Genomic DNA, 20,417 nt, shown 5'->3' with positions numbered 1-20,417 from the left:
TATATAATCTCCAGCGAAGGCGCCTCATAGGGGTAGCCGAAGCAATAAGACTGACAGCGGTTTTCTGTCTGGCTTATTGCGGGAGGCATCCCCAAGCGCCGAGCGTTGTTGAGAGGATTCTTTATGTCAACATATATGATAAGAAAAGTGTAGGACCTTAGGCATCAAATTGTGGTAAATACTCAATCAATTCTCCGACATACTTTGTCAGCGTCGGGACTGATATTCCGAATTCCTTTGCAATCGCTGTTTTTGTTACATCCGGATAACGGGATGATTGGAACATATAATCTGCTGCGGCTGCAAGTGCCGCCGGGTTTCTAAACAAATAAGAACGACTTAATGCAGTTTCGCATAGGGTGAACCACATTTGAAACAGATGAGATGCTTGTTTATCGAGCGGACAATATTTGTTGTAAAGTAAGTCGGTCGTTTCAAGCGCTCGCATAAATGACTTATCAAAGTTGGTTTCCGGCATGAATTCATAATCGAGACCACTTGCCAGAAAAAGCCGCTCGTAGTCACTCAGTTTTTCCATTTCAATATAAGATGGATGTGAGATAATTTCCTGCTTGTGACCTGACTTTCCAAGAAGATAAAAACCGAACATCCTTTCACTTCTGTAGGTGTTGGCAATTTTACTTAGTAAAAATTCCCTATCCTGCTCAAGTGAATCAGACGTGATAATCTCTTGGACACCATTCCACGGCTCGTAACCCGCCTTCGATGGATCCAGTTCAATCAGCTTTGCATATGCTTCTCGCGCCACTTTTTCATGTCCAGAGAAATAAGCGGAATGGGACAGCCAGAAGTAGTAGCCTGTGTCCCCTTCAAACCCTCTCTTTTGTAGACTTCTGAGCCAATTATAAGCTTCTTTATGTCTTCCAATAAGCGCAAACGTCGCGCCGAGTTTATAGCGATTTTCAAATTGATACGGTTTAATTTTCACAAGCAAAGCAAGTAGAGACTCTAATTCCTCTTCCTTCTTTTCGTAATAATAAAAGACCGCCAGATTACAAAGTGCATGGATATTTCCTTTATTACGATTTAAAACATCATGAAGTAACTTACTAGCTCGCTCGTTTTCCCCGATATAAAAATAAGCCAGAGCTAAATTATTATAAGCGGCCCAAAACTCCGGATAATCGACAATAATCGACTCAAGTAATTCCACGGCCGCCTTGAATTCACCTGACTCCATAAGTCGGCGTGCCTTTTCCTGTAAAAAGAATACTTCACCGTCCGGCATTTCATCATCATTAAATGACTCTTCCTGTTCTGCGAAATCAATAATTTCCATTGAATCATCAGCAAATGGACCATCAGGATCAATTAATATATATTTTTCCGCATACATTTTTGCATCCCGCAGCATACCAAGATGGGCATGCACTTCTGCCAAATAGAATATAATTTCCTCTTCCGAAGGTGCGAATGAGTTTGCAGTCATTAGCAGTTCATGAGCTTCCTCAAAACGTCCCTCTTCCATGACGAGCACGCCATATTCCATGAGGATTTTCCAATCTTCCGGACTAAGCTCTGATGCTCTTTTCAAATACCGCTGTGCATCTTCAAAACGATCGCGTTGCATCGCCTGAATCGCTTTATTATAATAAAATTCACCGTCTGGAATGAACGAAATAATTTTTTTATCATGTTTGTTACGTAGTTTATCCAATCATATTCCCCCGAAAAAATAAGAAGGAACGCAAAGCACGTTCCTTCTCGTATTGTCCCCCATTATACCATAAGATACATCGGCACTATCCGTTTTCATTTTTTTGTTGTCGCTCAATCATCTGCTCCAGTGTAAAGATGATCTTAACCGGATTGCCACCAGCAAACACACCTGGTGGGATATCACGGTTTACGAGAGAAGCAGCAGAAATAATTGCCCCATCTCCAATTTCCACTCCGGGAAGAATTGTCGTATTTGCTCCAATTAATACGTTCTTTCCAATAATGACATCTCCTATACGATACTCATCTATTAAGTATTCATGTGCAAGGATTGTCGTATTGAAGCCAATGATTGAATTGTCACCGACTTTTATCCTCTCGGGGAACATGACATCAGGCATCACCATAAGGGCGAAAGATGTCTTATTCCCAACTTCCATTTTCAAAAATGTGCGGAACAAAAAGTTCTTCATCGGGATGAAAGGTGTGTACCTCGATAATTGGATAACAGCAAAGTTTTTTGCAACTTTGAAAAAAGGAACCGTCTTGTAAATATGCCAAAGTGAATTTGCTCCCTCTCGTGCGGGATACCTTTCAGTACGTCTCAATCTTTTTCGCCTTTAACCAATTGGAGTAGTTCCGAAATATGCTGCAACATGTAATCTGGGTTGAATGTTTGTAAAAAGGCTTCCCCTTTTGCCGACCATGCGACACCCGCTGTACGGACCCCTGCATTTTGCCCACCAACTATGTCATGGTAGTTATCCCCGATCATAAGGGCTTCATCCGCGTTGGCTCCCAATCGTTCGAGTGCTAGTAAAATCGGTTCTGGATCAGGCTTCGTTTTCGTTACATCATCCATTGCAATGACTTCGTCAAAAACCCCTTCCACATCAAGGAGTTCTAACCCTCTCATAATCATATCTTTTCTCTTGGTCGAGACAATCGCCATTTTCATGCCCGCTGCCTTCAACAACCTCATCGTTTCAGAAACACCGTCAAACTCAATTGAAAGTTCGTCATGCATTGATTTATTCCATGCTCTATATTCTTCAATCAGTTGCTCCGTCTTTTCAGGTTCAACCGAATCGAATGATTCATACAATGTTGGCCCTAAAAACGGTAGTATATCGATTCGTTCATATTTCCCCGGGTAATGATTACCAAGGACATATTGGAATGTCTGGATGATCAATTCATTCGTATCCAGTAATGTTCCGTCAAAATCAAATAGTAGTGTAGTAATTGGTTTAGCCATCTGCAACCGGAACCTCCTTTTTTTTCTGTTGTTCAGCCCGTTTCCAGACATATGCGACAATGATCGTCAACACGAAAGCTGTTACGACCCGGATAATCAGTAATGGCAGAATCGGAATGCCTAGTGGGATAAAAATCAGTGTATCTTCTATAACTGCATGACAGGCGACTAGAAAGATGAATGCCAGTGTTGCGTCCTTCTTGCTCACACCATCCTCTTGTACGGCCTGTATCATAACGCCAGCACCATAAGCGAGACCGATAACCAAACCGGCAACAAGTGTCATCGACGCATTGGATTGTACGCCAATTACTTTCGTGAAGGGTGCCAGTTTCTCCGAAAATTTCTGCAAATAATTACGATCTTTCAAGAACTGAACAATAATCATAAGTGGAATAACAATTATGGCAAGCTGAAGAACTCCAAATGACGCTTTCTGAACACCTAACAGCCCAATTTCTAACCAACCATCTGGTATATCCGTAACTTTCGGAGTCATTCCGTAACGTGCTGTCTCTCCTCCGCCTTGCCACATCAAGTTAATGATAATACCTGACATCGCTGCAAGCCCAAAACGTACCACGAGCACAATCCATAACTTCACACCGACTTTCAGTGCAACGCCTGTTTCAATGAATAGATTATGTGAAAATGACAACATGATGGCGATGATGAATACTTCCTTCACAGTCATTTCCAACGATAAAATCCCTGCAATTCCCGCATATAAATTGAGTGCATTACCAAGCACTAACGGGATTGCAGCTTCTCCACTAAGACCGAATATCCCCATAAACGGTGCAACAAGTTTAATAAGCCACGGTAACACGGGTGTATGCTGTAAAATGACGACGAGTACTGTGATTGGAAAGATGATTTTCCCCAGCGTCCACGTTGTCCGAAGTCCTGCCTTTAATCCATTTTGAAGCGTCCCCATTCCCCAAACTCCTTCTTATTTATCTTGATACTTCACATTTACTTTCTGAACGTATCTTCTTACTATGAATACCGCGATAGCAACAATGATTGTGATAACCGATACTAGCTGCGCCGCCCGAAGTTCACCGATGACATATAAGCTGTCTGTTCGCATCCCCTCAATGAAGAAGCGTCCAGCAGAATACCAGACAAGGTAAAATAGAAACATTTCGCCGCGCTTCAAATTCACCTTGCGCAACAAGATAATGATGATAAGTCCCACAATATTCCACATAGATTCATAAAGGAATGTCGGATGATACGTCACGCCTTCAATCGTCATTTGGTTCATAATCCAATCAGGAATAATCGTTGTTTCAAGGAACTTTTCTGAAACAGGACCTCCGTGCGCTTCCTGATTCATGAAATTGCCCCAACGACCGATAATTTGACCAATCAGCAGTCCAGCTGCTGCGATATCGACCACTTTCCAGAATGAAATACCTCTCTTTTTCGTGAAGAAGTATGTCGTAATGAAGGCACCAATTAATGCACCATGGATAGCGATGCCGCCTTGCCAAATTTGAATAATTTGTCCCGGATTGTCTTTATAATAATCCCACGAGAAAATAACATAGTAGATTCGCGCACTAACAATCGCGATTGGAACGGCCCAAATGAGCAGATCCGTCAAAAAGTCCGGATGCATCCCGCGCTTAACCATTTCCTTTTGAACAACAATGAATGCGAGGACAATCCCCAGCGCAATTAAAATCCCATACCACCTGACTTCAAGCGAACCTAGCGAAAATGCAATCGGGTTTATTGCCAGTACATTAAACATGTATTAACCTATCCTTTCTCTATCAATCATTTACTTTCGATTCACTTTAATTTCATCAGCAAGTTTTTTCGTAAACTCCTCTGCTGCATTGACTCCAAGTTTTTTCATTCGATAATCCATTGCCGCAACTTCAATAATAACGGACAAGTTACGCCCAGGTCTTACCGGCACAGTCAGCTTCGTCAATTCTGAATCCATAATTTTCATCTTTTCTTCATCAATACCAAGCCGATCATAAATTTTATCCTGATCCCAAAATTCAAGATCGACGATAATTAAAATTCGTTTATCGCTCTTCACGGCGCTGGCTCCGAACAATGTCATCATATCTACAATCCCGACTCCACGGATTTCAAGCATATGTTCAAGTAGTTTTGGTGCATTTCCAATCAACACATTTTTTGCTACCTGTCTAATTTCCACAAGGTCATCAGCCACAAGTCGATGGCCCCTTTTCACAAGTTCAAGCGCTGTTTCACTTTTACCTACACCACTCTTACCCGTGATCAGTATCCCTATTCCATAAACATCTACAAGCACTCCATGAATGGCTGTCATTGGTGCAAGTCTGCCACTTAGATAATTCGTCAGCATGCCCGAAAATCGCGTCGTTGGAACATCCGTTTTCAAGACAGGAATGCCTTGATTTTCAGCAGCCTCAATCAATTCAACCGGCACTTCCATTTCATGCGCCACAATGATGGCCGGCGTAGTTTCTGAACAGAGTCTTTTCATCCGATCTATCCGTTCTACTTCGGTTAAGTTCGCGAAAAATGATAGCTCTGTCTTGCCCAATAGTTGAACACGATCCGCTAGGTAGTAATTGAAATAACCAGCCATTTCAAGGCCTGGTCTTGAAATATCACTCGTATGTATCTCACGCTCGATGCCGGCTTCGCCTGCGCATAGTTCAAGAAAAAGTTTTTCTTGTGCGTCCTTTACTGTTACATAAGACATTAACTCGCCCCTTTTCTATATATTCCAAACGTCTATAGCCTATTTTACCATGCTCTTTTTCAAATGAAATGATTTAGTGCCGAAACTGTCTACCTCTATACTCTTTTTCCATATATAGAGGATAAGGAGGGGAAGATTTTGACGACAATAATGATTGATGCAGGGCACGGTCCCAAGACAGCGGGAACACACTAAACAGATGGACTATTGCGGGAATTCAGCTTTTAACAGCTTATAATCGAACAGACCGCGGCGTGAAGAAAGCGAACTACGCTGTCCTACGTGAAACCCCGACGCCTGCGATACTTATTGAGTGCGGATTCATGACAAATTGAGAAGAAGCCGTGTTATTAATGAAGAAAGCATATAGACTTCAGTGTGCAAGGGCAATTGCTCACGCACTATCAACTTAGATTTATCAAGAGAATAAATATTTTTTGATAGGGAGTAAGCAATTGTCGTGGTAACTATCAAAACCGACAGAGTTCTTTTCCCGATTTAATGGCTCTATAATCAGCACTTATCAAATAGAATGTTCTTCCAATACCGCTTTATCGCTTGATGATGGCCTCACGCTTGTCGCTCCTTCGCTAGATTTGTTCATTATACTATTGAGGTATACCACCTAGTTAACTCCAAATAGGTAGTACCGAATATATAATCGGCAATTTCATTTCAATTAAAAAGGACTGTTGCTACACCGATTTCGGTGTAGCAACAGTCCTTTTTATTTCTTTATACTTTTTTCGCGTTATAACAAACGAGAACAGAACCCGTTTTCGCTTCACCAAAAATGTGTAACGGAGATGGATTTCCTTCTACGTCCTTTTTAAAACGAATTGTCCGATGTAGCAATTGTTCCTGCTCGACAGTCCGATCGACATCTTCAAGTTTTAAGTCCAATCGGCCCATATTGGACGCAATTTCACCTGACAGAGCGACTCCTGTTGGAATGTAAATTTCAACTGTACCGCTCATTGTTTTTGCTTCGATTTTCTCAGCTGCAAGATCTGTCGTTGTAACCACGACATGTCCGTTTAAAGATTGTGCCTCCACATCTTTCACAGCGCCATCGATGTACACACGGCCGTTGAGTGTTTCTGCTTCAATTGTAGTAGCAGTCACATCGTTTAGACCGATTGAGCCATTCACAGTTTCAAATTCACCATTTTTGAACGTCAAGCCAGCAATCTCGATTTTCCCGTTTGCAGTCTTCACTTTTACCTTTTCAGCAGTGGCATCTTTCATTTTAAATGAGCCGTTCAGCAAACGTGCGGAAATTCTCGCGTAATCCTTTTTCGGAATGAATAATTCAACATTTACTTGAACCATTTTCAAATCGCTTGAAATTCTTATTTTCCCTTCGTCATTAACAAACAATAACTTTTCAAGAAAATCTTTTTTCGCTTTTTCTTCTGACTCACTATTGTAGGTTTTCACCGTGAAATCTGCCCGTATTTCTTCTGTTTCACCAGTATGGATTGTCACTTTTCCGTTGTCGATATCAATGATAACTTCGTCGATTTCGGTTGCCGGCTTAGTTATTGTATGGTCAAACGTAACCGTATTACCAAATGGAGAATCAAATTCGAACGATTTCACTTTTTGAACAGCGCTCTGCATGAATTGCATGAATCTATCCCCGACGTTGGTAAAATCTTTAGTCAAATCTTCAAGGAATTCATCCATAGAAGGCTGATCTTGATCCTTGTCTTCGATAATAGGCTCAGCCTTTTCGAATGGATCTACTTTTTCTTGCTGTTTTGGTTCACTATATTGTTTTTCCAATTCTTGTGCCTTTACAGTGGTCTGTTTAGCTTCTGGGCTTTTTTCCACTTGACCAGTTTTCCCTAATGTTTCTAGAAGTGTCAATGCTTCCTCGGTCGTGATCGTACCGTTTTCCAGCATTGCTAAAATCCGTTTCCGTTCATTTTGCATCATTACGCCTCCTAGTATTGTGGTGTTCCGGATTTCTCCGTTATTTTATGACTAACTAGTAAAGGTTGAAATAAAGAATCCCATTAAATTCGCTACTGCTCCCCTTATAAGGCGCCTTCGCTCAGTTTATATAGGTATTCATTTGTTCAACATACTATATATACGAATGGATGTGGAAAAGGTTTCATTTCGAAACCTTTTCTGCATCTTCAATCATCATGTCCATTCGTTTTCGTTCTCGCTCAAGTACCGGTTTTAAATAATAACCTGTATAGGATACTGTCGATTCCGCTACTTTTTCCGGAGTACCTGTCGCAATAATTTTACCGCCTTTATCACCACCCTCAGGCCCTATGTCGATAATGTAATCGACGGTTTTAATGACATCCAGGTTATGTTCGATAACGAGTACCGTATTTCCTGTATCGACAAGGCGCTGCAATACGATAAGTAGTTTGGCAATATCGTGGACATGAAGACCCGTCGTCGGTTCGTCAAGAATATAAAACGACTTTCCATTGGAGCGTTTGTGCAGCTCAGAAGCAAGTTTCACCCGTTGTGCTTCCCCGCCTGATAATGTTGTTGCCGGCTGGCCTAGATTAATATAACCTAGTCCCACATCAACAATCGTCTGAAGCTTACGGCTAATTTTCGGTATATTTTCAAAAAACACGAGTGCATCATCGACTGTCATAGCGAGTACGTCCGCAATGTTTTTCCCTTTATAGGTAACTTCCAGTGTCTCTCTATTATATCGTTTCCCATGACAAACTTCACAAGGTACATAGACGTCCGGTAAAAAGTGCATTTCGATTTTAATGATTCCATCGCCACGGCAGGCTTCACAACGACCACCCTTAACGTTAAAGCTGAAACGACCTTTTTTATAACCTCGGACTTTAGCTTCGTTCGTAGAAGCAAACATATCCCGTACATCATCAAACATGCCTGTATAAGTAGCAGGATTGGATCTAGGCGTCCGTCCAATTGGAGACTGGTCGATTTCAATGACCTTTTCAAGCTCTTCAAGACCTATAGCAGATTTATATTGTCCCGGTTTCTGCTTAGAACGATTCAATTTCTGTGCGAGTACTTTATAAAGAACTTGATTGATTAGCGTACTTTTCCCTGATCCTGAAACACCCGTTACGGCGATGAATTGTCCAAGCGGAATATCTACATTTACATTTTTTAAGTTATTTTCAGATGCACCTTTAATGACGATTTTTCGTCCGTCCAGTTTACGTCTTTCCAATGGAAGCGGGATAAATTTCTTACCACTCAAATATTGACCCGTCAGTGAGTTAGGGTCATTCATAACTTTTTCAGGCGTTCCTGCAGAAACGATTTCCCCCCCAGCAACACCAGCGCCGGGTCCGATATCAATTAAATAATCGGCAGCCATCATCGTATCTTCATCATGCTCAACAACAATCAGTGTATTGCCGATGTCGCGCATACTTTTCAATGTACCGATAAGCCGATCATTATCTCGTTGATGAAGTCCAATTGATGGTTCATCTAAAATATAAAGAACGCCTGTCAGCCTTGAACCAATTTGCGTTGCCAATCGAATTCGCTGAGCTTCTCCGCCGGATAGCGTTCCTGCCGCCCTCGATAACGACAAATAATCAAGTCCAACATTAATTAGGAATCCGAGACGTTCTTCAATTTCACGCAATATAAGCTTCGCAATTTGTGTGTCTTTTTCAGATAGCACAAGGTTTTTGAAAAACTGGTCTGCTTCAGTAATGGACAATTCCGTCACTTTTCCGATATGGACGCCATTCACTTTTACCGCAAGTGACTCTTCCTTCAACCGGTAGCCAGCACAAGTTGGACATGGCCGCTGTGACATATACTTCTCCATCTGTTCACGGATATAATCTGAAGAAGTTTCTTTAAAGCGGCGTTCTACATTTGCCAAAACACCTTCAAAGTAAATATTGCTATCTCGCGTCCCACCAAATTCATTTGTGTAACGGAATCGAATTTTTTCATCTTTTGAGCCATTTAATATTTTATCAAGTTCATCGTCTGGCAATTCATTTACCGGTACATCCATTGATATGCCAAAATGATTCGCGACAGTTTTCAAAAGTTCCGGATAGTATTGGGAGCTTGTCGGTTCCCATGGCGCAATTGCATGATCTTTTAACGACAGCGTTGGATCTGGCACGATTAATTCCGGGTCGACTTCTTGCTTTGTCCCCAGTCCATCACATTCCTGACAAGCGCCAAACGGACTGTTGAACGAAAACATTCTTGGTTCAAGTTCGCCAATTGAAAAACCGCATAATGGACAAGCATGGTGTTCACTGAACAGGATTTCTTCCCCGTCCATGACGTCAACCAAAACAGTACCATCCGCAAGACGTAGAGCCGATTCAAGAGAGTCGCTCAGACGTGGCGCAATGTCTTCCTTCATAACAATCCGGTCGATGACAACCTCAATCGTATGCTTCTTGTTTTTGTTCAATTCAATATTGTCGTCAAGATCTATAATTTCACCGTTGACTCGAATTCGTACATACCCTTGCTTCTTAATATCTTCGATTAATTTCACATGTGTTCCTTTACGACCTGAAACAATCGGTGCCAGAACTTGAATACGCGCACGTTCTGGTAATTTCATAAGGCGGTCAACCATTTGCTCAATCGTTTGGGACGAAATTTCCGTTCCGTGAATCGGGCAGATTGGTTTGCCAACACGTGCATAAAGAAGACGTAGATAGTCGTATATTTCCGTTGCAGTTCCTACGGTCGAGCGGGGATTGCGGCTCGTCGTCTTTTGATCAATTGAAATTGCCGGTGATAGCCCTTCAATGACATCCACATCCGGCTTGTCCATCTGACCTAAAAACTGTCGCGCATAAGAAGATAATGATTCAACGTACCTTCGCTGCCCTTCCGCGTAAATTGTATCGAAAGCGAGGGAGGACTTCCCTGACCCCGAAAGACCTGTCATGACGACCAATTTGTCACGAGGGATATTTATGTTAATATTTTTCAAATTATTCGCTCGTGCGCCTTGTATGATGATTTCTTTATTCTTCATAAAAACCCTACCTTTCAGCCTTCAATTCCATGATTGTATCCCTTAGTTCAGCAGCACGTTCGAAGTCGAGTGCTTTCGCTGCCTCTTTCATCTCTTTTTCCAAAGTTACAAGCAGCTTTGTTTTTTCGTCTTTTGTCAACTTCTTGCCTTGTGTTACTTTTTCTAAATAGGAAATAGCTTCTTCTGATACTGCTGTTGCACGAATCACATCACGGATTTCCTTTTTGATTGTCGTAGGTGTTATGCCATGTTTTTCATTATATTTTCGTTGAATGTCCCGACGTCGCTCCGTTTCCCCAATTGCTTTCGCCATGGAGTCCGTCATTCTATCTGCATATAAAATGACATGTCCATTGGAATTACGGGCAGCACGACCCATCGTCTGAATAAGTGCTCGCTCAGAACGTAGAAACCCTTCTTTATCAGCATCCAAGATTACAACAAGCGATACTTCAGGAATGTCTATCCCTTCTCTTAAGAGGTTAATACCCACAAGGACATCATATGTGCCTATTCGCAGTTCTCTTAACGTTTCAATTCGTTCAAGTGTTTTAATGTCAGAATGAAGGTATTGAACTTTTATACCAATTTCCTTCAAGTAATCGGTCAAATCTTCGGACATTTTCTTTGTTAACGTCGTAATTAGAACACGTTCATTGTTTTTAGTCCGTTCTCTTATTTGACCTATCAAATCATCAATCTGTCCTTCAATCGGACGTATTTCAATTGTCGGATCTAGTAGACCAGTCGGGCGGATAATCTGTTGAATCATCTCAGGAGTATGCTCAATTTCGTAAGGACCTGGTGTCGCAGAAACATAAATCGCCTCGTGGACATGGTTTTCGAATTCTTGGAATGTAAGCGGTCTGTTGTCGAGTGCTGAAGGCAAACGGAAACCATGGTCAACAAGGACATTTTTCCGTGCCTGGTCACCGTTATACATACCACGGATTTGTGGCAATGAGACATGACTTTCATCTACAATAATGAGGAAATCATCTGGGAAATAGTCAAGCAATGTATACGGTATCGCTCCTGCAGGACGGAGTGTTAAATGACGGGAATAGTTTTCAATACCCGAACAGAAGCCCATTTCCCGCATCATTTCAAGATCATAGCGTGTCCGTTGTTCAAGACGTTGCGCTTCCAATAATTTGTCCTGGGCACGAAACTCTTTCAAACGTTCTTCCAGTTCAATTTCAATGTTTTCAATTGCTTTCACCATTTTTTCTTCACCAGTAACAAAGTGAGATGCGGGGAATATGGCAACGTGTTCACGTTCACCGAGGATTTCGCCTGTCAGTGAATCCACTTCGCGAATTCGTTCGATTTCATCACCGAAAAACTCGATACGTAAGCAATGTTCATCCTGGGATGCTGGCAAAAGTTCAACAACATCGCCGCGTACCCGGAACGTACCTCGAGTGAAACTTACGTCATTGCGTTCGTATTGAATATCTACAAATCTGCGAAGCAGTTCATTGCGTCCGATTTCCATACCTGGACGAAGAGAAACAACATGTGCGCTGTATTCTTCTGGGGAACCTAGACCATAAATGCAAGAGACAGATGCAACAATGAGTACATCATTCCTTTCAAATAAGGAAGATGTTGCAGAGTGACGTAATTTATCAATTTCATCATTGATGCTTGAGTCTTTTTCAATGAAGGTGTCAGTATGCGCGATATACGCTTCTGGCTGATAATAATCATAGAAACTGACAAAGTATTCGACTGCATTGTCAGGAAAAAACTCTTTAAATTCACTATATAATTGACCCGCTAACGTTTTGTTGTGAGCGATAACGAGAGTCGGTTTGTTAATCTCCGTCAAGACATTCGACACGGTAAATGTTTTTCCAGTCCCGGTTGCACCGAGCAAAGTTTGGTGCTTCTCACCTCGGTTATGTCCTTCTAATAGTTGTGCGATTGCAGACGGCTGATCGCCTTGTGGTGTATAAGGGGCTTGCAAATTGAATTTTCCGACCATCGGAAAAACCTCCTCTATCAGTTACATCTATCTTATCACTTTACCCATCTTTTGACGAGCAAAAAGCGAACGTACGTTTTTTCACTAATTTTCACTTTTATAAACACACAAAAAAAACGCTGCATGTCTACTCAACATGTAGCGTCCTTGCATTTTTCAATCATTCTCTTCAAGTTTCCCCAGTCTTTTGGAATACAGCAGGAATGCGCTTTCATCCCTACTGTCAAGCGCAAGGTCAATCAATCCCATGAACCTACTCTTTGTCTGCTCTCTGTGTATATGTTTCAAAAAAAGATCTAAATAAATTTCATTCAGCAGTTTTTCCGCTTGGAGCGAAGTACTGTTTTTCCCTACAGCTTTTAAAAACTCGGCATATGAATAATTGTTCTCCATCCCTATCACCCCTGATGCCTTTTATTTAGTATATCTAATTTCAGAGATAAGTTGCAAGGTTTATTGGAATATTCTATTTTTATATTTAGTCATAATTTATCAAAGAAAAGCGTAAGGCGCCGTTAAGCCCCCCCGAGTCTAGACACTGTTCCATGACGAGAAATTCATACTTCCTTTTCTACAAACAAACGCCCCGTCTGCAAATGATTGCAAACGGGGCGACTTTTCTTAGTCATATTCTTTTTTCTCTACAGTCAATCTGATAGTAGCCTCAGAGATGATGAGAATGACAGCCCCGACAAGAAGAGGTGTTACAGAAACCCCATAGAGATACAGTGCAGCGCATGTGACTACTGCCGCCTGAATCCATTGGACTGTACGAACGATTCTTTTAATTGCATCTGGACGGGTGTCTTCCTTTTCAGGAAATAGCATATCCATCCGAAAATCGTCCCCTGCCCGCAATGCGTGGATAAGTTGTACGGCAGAGGCAAATGCAAGCGCTCCTGCGAAAATAAATACAACAATCGGAAACGGGATGAAAATCGCTCCAAGCGCCGATAAAGCAGTGAGCCTTACCCAGAGCCAAAAAATATCATCCGTGCGTATAAATGTACGTCTGATTAAATACGGTTGTGCTACAGGCTTACCGAAATTCGGGGATCCCATCGCAAAACCGAGCCATGCTCTTCTACTAATGGATCCTTTCAAATGCGGGACGTCTGTGAAGTAATTGGCAAAACGGTAAAAACGCATCATCCGATTCTGTTCGAGTGATATGAAATGATCGTAAGGGAATGGTTTTAGCATTCTCTTTTTTCGCCAATAGAAGTTGTACAGTACAATGAGTACACCAATAATCAGAAGTATAATTAGACTTCCTTCAAGACCTGCATAAATTATGGTTCCCGCCAATAAAAACCGGACGGCCCTATCTAGCCAGATCCCTTTTCCATCCAAAACATGTCTGAAATTATATTCCGACTCAATGAATACTCGCTTAATAACTAGTATCAAAACTGCGATAACGATGTATTCCATCTTTGAACCGGTCCCTGTAGCTGAAAGTAACGGCAACGCCACAATATATAAAATAAATGGTAATGGCAATTGGGAATAGAAGCTCCAACTCAAAGCCCGTTTCATATACGTAATAAGCTTTTGTTCCAGTGGTAGGAAATAAACCGTGTCAGCAGGTTTCAATAGCGTCACTGGCGGCGAAAAGGTGAGCGCTAATCCAAGTATGAGAGCCGTAAGCAACGCTGCAGGGAATTCCGCTGGCACTTCCTTCAACCATTCGCTATACGTAAAGCCCCCCGCCCCAATTGTGAAGACAAGGACAATTGCCAAATGGCCTGTAAATACATACTTCAAATACTTTTGGAGCTCGGTTATATAATGGACGAACCGAGATCCCCATATTTCACGCAAATTGTTCATTGTCGGTTTCCTCTGTCATCGCGATATACAAGTCGTCCAGTGACGCGCCAGGACGTCCGAATGCATTTCTCAAGTCATCCATCGTTCCTTCTGCTCGCACCCGTCCTTCGTGCAGCAAGATGATCCTGTCGCAATATTTTTCCGCAGTTGCCAATACATGCGTTGACATGAGAATGGAAGCCCCATTTTCTGTTCTCTGCGTCATCTGCTCTAAAAGTGATTTGATGCCGATTGGATCGAGACCCACAAATGGTTCATCAATAATATATAAAGATGGATTAACGAGGAAAGCACACATGATCATTACTTTTTGACGCATCCCTTTTGAAAAATGCGCTGGGAACCAGTTTAGACGTTTCTCCATCCGGAATTCCCGGAGTAACTCATCAGACCGTGCTTCAAACACTTCTTTATCAAGGTCGTATGCCATTGCTGTTAGTTCAAGATGTTCCCTAAGCGTCAATTCTTCGTAGAGTATCGGCGTTTCCGGTATATAAGTGAACGCTTTTCTATACTTTTCGGGATCCTCACTGAATGTCACCCCGTTGACACGAATTTCACCTTTATGAGGATTCATTAATCCAATGATATGTTTAATGGTTGTACTTTTTCCCGCCCCATTTAGTCCAATCAAACCTACTAATTCACCTTGTCCGATGTTAAATGACAAATCATACAGAACAGGTTTACGTGTATAACCGCCTGTTACGTCTTGTAATTCAAGAATTTCCATATCCATCCTCCATTCTTTCATTCATTTTAGCAAAAAACGCTACAAAAAGCTTTTTCCTTCATACAACCGATATAGATTGAATGATTGCATCGAATAAAGCTTGGACCTGTAGGATGCAGGTCATGCAGTGGGGAGGGATTGACCTACATCCCTCCTTGTTGCGACACGACGTCGCGAACTTAGACTGCCTTCGTCTCCCCCTGTAAGGCTCCTACGCTAGTTTACCGTATTCAATATTTCAACCTATATCTAAAATTATGCTACACTTGTCCCATTCATGAAAATATGAACAGGAGTGTTGAAAATGACTGAATGTATTTTTTGTAAAATCATTGAAGGTACGATCCCTAGCGTTAAAGTTTATGAAGATGAGCACGTTCTTGCCTTCATGGATATTGTACCTGTAACGAAAGGGCATGTCCTTCTCATCCCGAAAACACATCGTGAAAATATCTATGATTTAACTGCTGAAGAAGCGGCACAACTATTTTCCGTCGTACCCAAAATCGCCAATGCCATAAAAGATGAATTCAAACCAGCTGGAATGAATTTACTACAAAACAATGGCGCATATGCGGGACAAGCCGTTTTTCATTCACACCTACACCTCATCCCTCGCTATGATGAAACTGACGGCTTCCAACTTACGTTTGAAACGAAGGAATCTGAAACAAGTATGGAACGAATTCAGGAAGTTGCAGCTGGAATTCGAATGAAATTACAAAAATAAGCTTGTGAATTATCTGAATACCGTGTATGATTCATAATAAGTTTTTCGCTGTCGATCATGAGGATACGACAGGAAAAACACAAAATACTAGATGAGCCGAGGAGAGATTAGAAATGAAAACGAAAAGTCTTGTGTTAATGTCTTTATTGACTGCTGTAGGTGCTGCACTTTACCTGATTATTCCCCCGATTGCTGGAGGAATGAAGCCGGATTTCATGCTGACAATGATGTTTATCAGCATATTCCTGTTCCCTGAAGTACGCAATGTTTTGTTACTTGCTGGAACAACAGGTATTATATCAGGTATTTTTTCAAATTTCCCTGGCGGATTCATCCCCAATGTAATTGATAAGTTCATTACCGCATTCGTAATCTACGCTATTATTATCTCACTAAAAAAAGTTACAGGTAACTTGATTGCTTCCACTGTTGTCGCAGGTATTGGAACTGTATTGTCAGGAAGCATCTTCCTTTCAATCGCCATTTTCATTCTTGGAGTAGATTTACCGTTCGGTGGTTTGTTCTTGGGGGTTGTACTTCCAGCTGTTGCGATGAACGGAATTGCATTTTTCTTGATATACCCGATTGTTAAGGGCTTGGTCAAACGCTCCTCGTTTAAAACTGCATTTTCCAATTGAAATTTTAGCGAAAGCTTTCCGTCTCCACGAGGAGAGCTTTTTTTGTCGCCTGTATAATATACCCGAAGATGAAATTTCGGGCACCCCTCCGCTTTTACTAAAGAAAAGATCATACAAGTAACAGTGCTACGCTATATTGAAAGTGACACTGCCCCCAATTCGAAAAGGAAATGCTATAGAAAAGGAGTAAGCAGTCATTTACTGGTTACTCAACACATGTAGTTTAAAATATAAAGTAGCGTCTAAACAGGTCACTTGCGCTTGTTTTTATTGCTCAGGCACTTTTTAAATGTTTTAATAAAACTAGAGTAAGGAATACTATTCATAACAGGAAGGAGTGTATTATACAATGAAAGCATCTACATTTTTCATCGGACTCGCAGCAGGTTCAGTTGCAGCTGCTGTTACGGTATTGTATTCGACTCCCCAATCGGGAAGTCAACTTCGGACATCCGTCAGGGATGCTTCAAGCGACATGAAATTTTTGTTCAAAGATGTAAAAGTAAAAGTCGATGATTTAAAAGAGTCCATTTCCCACCTTACGAAAGAAGCAAAAGAAACAGTTCCAACAGCAATTGATGGAATTAAAGGTTCAGTAGATCAGTGGCAACAATCAACGGAATCTAATCGGGAACGCATGGAAAAAGAAATTGCAGCAATCCAAACCGCTATTGAAGAGCTTGAGCAGAACTTCGCAAAACAGCAAAAGTAATGTCAATTATGCTTCGGCGCAATTGCGTCCAAAATTTGTAATATCCCTCGGAGGCTTGGACCAGCAGGGAATTTGTTCCCACTTATAAAAGCTGGGGTTTAATGCTAATTCAAGTAAAAAGTTAAAAGTAAATACTATCCACCAGTAAGGAATGCAGTCACCCCTCCACGAGAGACCTACATTATATAGGTTTTAACTAGTGGATACGGCCGCATTCCTTATTTTCATACCCATTTCCCCAAATATTATTATTGAATCGAAAGCTTTTTCACAATTTTTACTTTTCTCTTCTTTGCTTTCCTGCTATAATAAAAGAAGCGGGAAAATATAGAAAGAAGGTGTTTCCAATGTCAGAGCAAAAGTACTCTCCGAAAGAAGCAATGATTTTCAGTCAAAGGGTTGCACAGATGTCTAAAGCTCTTTGGAAAGCAGTAGAAAAAGATTGGCAGCAGTGGATAAAACCTTATGACTTGAATATTAATGAGCATGATATTTTATGGATTTCTTACCATCTTCAAGGCGCAACCATTTCTGACATCGCTAAATTTGGAGTCATGCATGTTTCGACAGCTTTCAACTTTTCGAAGAAGCTAGAAGAACGTAATTATTTACGGTTTTATAAAAAAGATGATGACAGAAGAAATACATATGTTGAAGTTACAGAAGAAGGGGAAAAACTGATACTCGAGATGAACATGAACTACTATGATTCTAAACATGATATTTTAGAGGGATCACTCCCTATTAAAGACCTTTACGGAAAGTTCCCAGAATTCCTCGAAGTAATGTCCGTTGTCCGAAATATTTATGGGGAAGATTTTATGGAAATATTTGAGCGCGGCTTTGAGAAAATCAAAGAATCATATGATGACTCCACCGGTGAAATGATGGCTATTAATCATACGAAAAGTAACGAAGAACTTAAAAACCCAGTATTTAGCGCAGAGGAAAATTAATTTCATTTTAGAAGGACTTCTGCTATGATTGCCTTGGGAAGTTAAAGAGGAGGAATAGATTTGATCCTTATTATTACAATTCTGTTCTCGTTATTATATCTGTTTCAAATCAATAAAATGACGTATGCACTATGCGAATCTAAGGAAATCCCTGAAGAGAAGCAACAGAAAATATACACAACCGTTAACGTTCTTGTAACCATTTTAATCGTGTCATTTTACGTCGAGATTCTGTTACAAGTATAAAAAAGTCCATTCCCTTTTTTACGGGAAATGGACTTTTTCCATTATCGATACCCTCAGCGCCTAACGCCTTGAGCTTTTCTGGAATTAATTCAGGAAGGCTGCACCGACAATGATTAATAAAATGAACAAAACAACAATCAACGCAAATCCCGAAGTACCATGGGAACCTTGGTCATATCCGCTCATAGGAGCACCCCCTCTCTCTATGTATCCTATGCAAAACAATTGGCTCGTTGTAGGCAGTATATTCTAGGGGAACCTTTTTGTTTTAGATACGTTTTTATGGTATAGTGTCTACTGTTGCACATAAAAGTTAGGGGAGATTTCAAAATGAAAAAAACTATTTTAGCACTTACAATGGCCGCATCTGTACTTGCACTTTCAGCGTGCAGCGACAAGAATGCCGGTGATGAAGTTCTTGTCAAATCAAAAGCCGGAAATGTAACACAAAGTGAACTTTATAACGAAATGAAGGATGCTCAAGGTGAACAAACATTACAACTACTCGTCCTTGAAAAAGTATTAGATGCAAAATATAAAATCTCTGATAAGCAAGTCGATACAGCAATCAATGAAATGAAAGAACAATTAGGTGAAGGTTTCGATGCTTATATCGCTCAACAAGGTCACACTGAGAAGAGCTTGAAAAAAATCCTTCGTATCAACATGTTACAAGAAGCTGCTCTTACTGATGGCGTTGAAGTAACAGATAAGGAAATCGAAGAGCGCGTTAAAATGATGGCTACAGAATTGAATGCCAAACACGTCCTAGTTGCGGATGAAGAGACTGCACTTAAAGTCAAAAAGGAACTTGAAGGCGGAGCTGATTTTGCTGAAGTAGCGAAAAAGAATTCGACTGAACCGGCTGCAAAAGAATCCGGTGGGGATCTTGGGTGGTTTGGCTACGGTAAAATGGTCAAAGAATTCTGGGATGCTGCATATGCACTTGAAGTGAACACAATCAGTGAGCCGGTCCAATCGGAACACGGGTTCCACATTATTAAAGTTACAGAAAAACGTGACATCGAAGCTAAGGAAATGACTAAAGAAGAGAAAGAAAAACTCACTAAAGAAATACAACTTGAGAAAGCAGATCCTAGTACAATTATCCCGAAAGTATCTAAGCTAATGAAAGATGCTGATGTAAAAGTCGAAGATAAAGATTTGAAATCAGCACTTGATGTATTCTTGGAAGAACCTAAAGTAGAAAAAGAAACAGAAACAGAAACAGATAAAGAATCTAAGTAATGCTACTAACAATTCAAGACTCCTTTCTAGGGGTCTTTTTTTATTGGGGTATTTAAATGTACAAACAAACACCTCCAAAAGACGCCTGTCCTTCGGAGGTGTTTGCTAGTTCAATATATGTTATTCTACGTCTGTTGATTAACCATTTTCTTGCATAAGATACTGGTAAGGTAGGTGCAAAAGTCTTCATTTGGACTAGTACGTTTCCGGCTCGCTTTCGGCTAAACTAATCACTACATTTTTATCGTGGGACAAGGGTGGCTAGAAGTGACTTCGTCACTTCTAGCCACCCCCTTTTCGATAATTCTGTTGCGATTAGTTGCCTGTCGCGTACCTACAACGTTCTAGTGAAAATTACGATTCCTTGGAAAATAAGAATAGATGACTTTTCACAGAAGGTATAAGTGCCCGAAGATACAATTTCGGGCACGCTTGCATTTTTTACAATGCGTTCCTTACTTACTCTTAGCAAAATCAGGCTTGGCAACATGTGATATCCTGTAGAAATTGACACTTCCTTAAAAGATCTAAAGTACTAGTGTCTGGACGTAAAATCTCAATGTTCTAACTCATCCACGGTACGAGATTTTATAACCTCCTAGACAATAAAAAAGAAAAAACCATAAAGAAGGAGTGAGCCGCCAAAATTGTATCTTTGGCGGCCTTTACCCAGATAAG

20 protein-coding genes are annotated in these 20,417 nt (G+C 40.9%); 7 read left to right on the top strand and 13 right to left on the bottom strand.

Annotation, left to right across the window (positions count from 1 at the left end; genetic code table 11):
• Window positions 1-157: 157 nt before the first annotated feature.
• The 6 genes from ACGLYD_RS01070 to hprK all read right to left on the bottom strand — a co-directional run bounded on the left by ACGLYD_RS01070 (window position 158) and on the right by hprK (window position 5,657).
• Window positions 158-1,678, bottom strand: coding sequence for a lipopolysaccharide assembly protein LapB (locus tag ACGLYD_RS01070; RefSeq protein ID WP_067205973.1), 1,521 nt, complete (start codon window positions 1,676-1,678; stop codon window positions 158-160).
• 85 nt (window positions 1,679-1,763) lie between these two features.
• The gene (locus tag ACGLYD_RS01065) at window positions 1,764-2,288 is read right to left on the bottom strand and encodes a DapH/DapD/GlmU-related protein (RefSeq protein ID WP_067205970.1); all 525 of its coding nucleotides are present in this window, start codon (window positions 2,286-2,288) and stop codon (window positions 1,764-1,766) included.
• On the bottom strand, window positions 2,285-2,938 hold the full coding sequence (gene ppaX, locus ACGLYD_RS01060; protein WP_187046675.1) for a pyrophosphatase PpaX: 654 nt from the start codon (window positions 2,936-2,938) through the stop codon (window positions 2,285-2,287). The genes ACGLYD_RS01065 and ppaX overlap by 4 nt, the downstream gene beginning before the upstream one ends.
• Window positions 2,931-3,875 (bottom strand): nucleoside recognition domain-containing protein, encoded by a 945-nt coding sequence (locus ACGLYD_RS01055; RefSeq protein WP_067205966.1) that lies wholly within the window; start codon window positions 3,873-3,875, stop codon window positions 2,931-2,933. The genes ppaX and ACGLYD_RS01055 overlap by 8 nt, the downstream gene beginning before the upstream one ends.
• A 15-nt stretch (window positions 3,876-3,890) precedes the next feature.
• On the bottom strand, window positions 3,891-4,700 hold the full coding sequence (gene lgt, locus ACGLYD_RS01050; RefSeq protein WP_067205964.1) for a prolipoprotein diacylglyceryl transferase: 810 nt from the start codon (window positions 4,698-4,700) through the stop codon (window positions 3,891-3,893).
• A gap of 30 nt (window positions 4,701-4,730) precedes the next feature.
• Complete coding sequence (gene hprK / locus ACGLYD_RS01045; protein ID WP_338653539.1) at window positions 4,731-5,657, bottom strand: HPr(Ser) kinase/phosphatase; 927 nt, start codon at window positions 5,655-5,657, stop codon at window positions 4,731-4,733.
• A 254-nt stretch (window positions 5,658-5,911) separates the two neighbouring features.
• Here hprK and ACGLYD_RS01040 point away from each other — a divergent pair, with 254 nt between their 5' ends.
• Window positions 5,912-5,992, top strand: a complete 81-nt coding sequence (locus ACGLYD_RS01040) for an N-acetylmuramoyl-L-alanine amidase (protein WP_399633071.1) — start codon at window positions 5,912-5,914, stop codon at window positions 5,990-5,992.
• 400 nt (window positions 5,993-6,392) lie between these two features.
• Here the strand turns inward: ACGLYD_RS01040 and ACGLYD_RS01035 are convergent, their stop codons facing one another.
• From ACGLYD_RS01035 to ACGLYD_RS01010, 6 genes are all read right to left on the bottom strand, one after another.
• Window positions 6,393-7,598: a DUF4097 family beta strand repeat-containing protein gene (locus ACGLYD_RS01035; RefSeq protein WP_399630838.1), complete on the bottom strand. Its 1,206-nt coding sequence runs from the start codon at window positions 7,596-7,598 to the stop codon at window positions 6,393-6,395.
• A 181-nt stretch (window positions 7,599-7,779) separates the two neighbouring features.
• Window positions 7,780-10,653 carry an excinuclease ABC subunit UvrA gene (uvrA, locus tag ACGLYD_RS01030; RefSeq protein ID WP_067205956.1) on the bottom strand — a complete coding sequence of 958 codons (2,874 nt, stop codon included), beginning with the start codon at window positions 10,651-10,653 and terminating at the stop codon, window positions 7,780-7,782.
• Window positions 10,654-10,660: 7 nt separating this feature from the next.
• Window positions 10,661-12,643, bottom strand: a complete 1,983-nt coding sequence (gene uvrB / locus ACGLYD_RS01025; protein WP_067205953.1) for an excinuclease ABC subunit UvrB — start codon at window positions 12,641-12,643, stop codon at window positions 10,661-10,663.
• Window positions 12,644-12,799: 156 nt separating this feature from the next.
• Window positions 12,800-13,036 carry an IDEAL domain-containing protein gene (locus ACGLYD_RS01020; protein WP_067205951.1) on the bottom strand — a complete coding sequence of 79 codons (237 nt, stop codon included), beginning with the start codon at window positions 13,034-13,036 and terminating at the stop codon, window positions 12,800-12,802.
• 228 nt (window positions 13,037-13,264) lie between these two features.
• Complete coding sequence (locus ACGLYD_RS01015) at window positions 13,265-14,476, bottom strand: ABC transporter permease (protein WP_067205948.1); 1,212 nt, start codon at window positions 14,474-14,476, stop codon at window positions 13,265-13,267.
• On the bottom strand, window positions 14,460-15,209 hold the full coding sequence (locus tag ACGLYD_RS01010) for an ABC transporter ATP-binding protein (RefSeq protein WP_067205945.1): 750 nt from the start codon (window positions 15,207-15,209) through the stop codon (window positions 14,460-14,462). The genes ACGLYD_RS01015 and ACGLYD_RS01010 overlap by 17 nt, the downstream gene beginning before the upstream one ends.
• 304 nt (window positions 15,210-15,513) lie before the next feature.
• On the opposite strand from ACGLYD_RS01010, the gene ACGLYD_RS01005 reads away from it, so the two are divergent.
• From ACGLYD_RS01005 to ACGLYD_RS00985, 5 genes are all read left to right on the top strand, one after another.
• On the top strand, window positions 15,514-15,939 hold the full coding sequence (locus ACGLYD_RS01005) for an HIT family protein (protein ID WP_067205943.1): 426 nt from the start codon (window positions 15,514-15,516) through the stop codon (window positions 15,937-15,939).
• 113 nt (window positions 15,940-16,052) lie between these two features.
• The gene (locus tag ACGLYD_RS01000) at window positions 16,053-16,577 is read left to right on the top strand and encodes a tryptophan transporter (RefSeq protein WP_067205940.1); all 525 of its coding nucleotides are present in this window, start codon (window positions 16,053-16,055) and stop codon (window positions 16,575-16,577) included.
• 349 nt (window positions 16,578-16,926) lie between these two features.
• On the top strand, window positions 16,927-17,289 hold the full coding sequence (locus tag ACGLYD_RS00995) for a YtxH domain-containing protein (RefSeq protein ID WP_067205937.1): 363 nt from the start codon (window positions 16,927-16,929) through the stop codon (window positions 17,287-17,289).
• A 347-nt stretch (window positions 17,290-17,636) separates the two neighbouring features.
• Window positions 17,637-18,245, top strand: coding sequence for an HTH-type transcriptional regulator Hpr (locus tag ACGLYD_RS00990; RefSeq protein ID WP_399630832.1), 609 nt, complete (start codon window positions 17,637-17,639; stop codon window positions 18,243-18,245).
• Between the two features lie 60 nt (window positions 18,246-18,305).
• Window positions 18,306-18,491 (top strand): hypothetical protein, encoded by a 186-nt coding sequence (locus tag ACGLYD_RS00985; RefSeq protein ID WP_067205932.1) that lies wholly within the window; start codon window positions 18,306-18,308, stop codon window positions 18,489-18,491.
• Between the two features lie 84 nt (window positions 18,492-18,575).
• On the opposite strand, the gene ACGLYD_RS00980 is transcribed toward ACGLYD_RS00985, so the two are convergent.
• Window positions 18,576-18,677, bottom strand: coding sequence for a YjcZ family sporulation protein (locus tag ACGLYD_RS00980; protein ID WP_082786481.1), 102 nt, complete (start codon window positions 18,675-18,677; stop codon window positions 18,576-18,578).
• Window positions 18,678-18,821: 144 nt separating this feature from the next.
• Between ACGLYD_RS00980 and ACGLYD_RS00975 the strand changes: the two genes are divergently transcribed.
• Window positions 18,822-19,739 carry a peptidylprolyl isomerase gene (locus ACGLYD_RS00975; RefSeq protein ID WP_399630828.1) on the top strand — a complete coding sequence of 306 codons (918 nt, stop codon included), beginning with the start codon at window positions 18,822-18,824 and terminating at the stop codon, window positions 19,737-19,739.
• Window positions 19,740-20,417 lie beyond the last annotated feature (678 nt).

This window comes from Sporosarcina sp. SG10008, from assembly GCF_044569405.1.
In the GTDB taxonomy this organism is placed as follows: Bacteria; Bacillota; Bacilli; order Bacillales_A; family Planococcaceae; genus Sporosarcina; species Sporosarcina psychrophila.
This window is presented reverse-complemented; position numbering and strand designations above follow the sequence as displayed.

Excerpts from the sequence above, each read along its gene's own strand:
- ppaX (WP_187046675.1), bottom strand. The coding sequence starts at position 2,938 with ATGGCTAAACCAATTACTACACTACTATTTGATTTTGACGGAACATTA.
- ACGLYD_RS01055 (WP_067205966.1), bottom strand. The coding sequence starts at position 3,875 with ATGGGGACGCTTCAAAATGGATTAAAGGCAGGACTTCGGACAACGTGG.
- lgt (WP_067205964.1), bottom strand. The coding sequence starts at position 4,700 with ATGTTTAATGTACTGGCAATAAACCCGATTGCATTTTCGCTAGGTTCG.
- hprK (WP_338653539.1), bottom strand. The coding sequence starts at position 5,657 with ATGTCTTATGTAACAGTAAAGGACGCACAAGAAAAACTTTTTCTTGAA.
- ACGLYD_RS01035 (WP_399630838.1), bottom strand. The coding sequence starts at position 7,598 with ATGATGCAAAATGAACGGAAACGGATTTTAGCAATGCTGGAAAACGGT.
- uvrA (WP_067205956.1), bottom strand. The coding sequence starts at position 10,653 with ATGAAGAATAAAGAAATCATCATACAAGGCGCACGAGCGAATAATTTG.
- uvrB (WP_067205953.1), bottom strand. The coding sequence starts at position 12,643 with ATGGTCGGAAAATTCAATTTGCAAGCCCCTTATACACCACAAGGCGAT.
- ACGLYD_RS01020 (WP_067205951.1), bottom strand. The coding sequence starts at position 13,036 with ATGGAGAACAATTATTCATATGCCGAGTTTTTAAAAGCTGTAGGGAAA.
- ACGLYD_RS01015 (WP_067205948.1), bottom strand. The coding sequence starts at position 14,476 with ATGAACAATTTGCGTGAAATATGGGGATCTCGGTTCGTCCATTATATA.
- ACGLYD_RS01010 (WP_067205945.1), bottom strand. The coding sequence starts at position 15,209 with ATGGAAATTCTTGAATTACAAGACGTAACAGGCGGTTATACACGTAAA.
- ACGLYD_RS01005 (WP_067205943.1), top strand. The coding sequence starts at position 15,514 with ATGACTGAATGTATTTTTTGTAAAATCATTGAAGGTACGATCCCTAGC.
- ACGLYD_RS01000 (WP_067205940.1), top strand. The coding sequence starts at position 16,053 with ATGAAAACGAAAAGTCTTGTGTTAATGTCTTTATTGACTGCTGTAGGT.
- ACGLYD_RS00995 (WP_067205937.1), top strand. The coding sequence starts at position 16,927 with ATGAAAGCATCTACATTTTTCATCGGACTCGCAGCAGGTTCAGTTGCA.
- ACGLYD_RS00990 (WP_399630832.1), top strand. The coding sequence starts at position 17,637 with ATGTCAGAGCAAAAGTACTCTCCGAAAGAAGCAATGATTTTCAGTCAA.
- ACGLYD_RS00980 (WP_082786481.1), bottom strand. The coding sequence starts at position 18,677 with ATGAGCGGATATGACCAAGGTTCCCATGGTACTTCGGGATTTGCGTTG.
- ACGLYD_RS00975 (WP_399630828.1), top strand. The coding sequence starts at position 18,822 with ATGAAAAAAACTATTTTAGCACTTACAATGGCCGCATCTGTACTTGCA.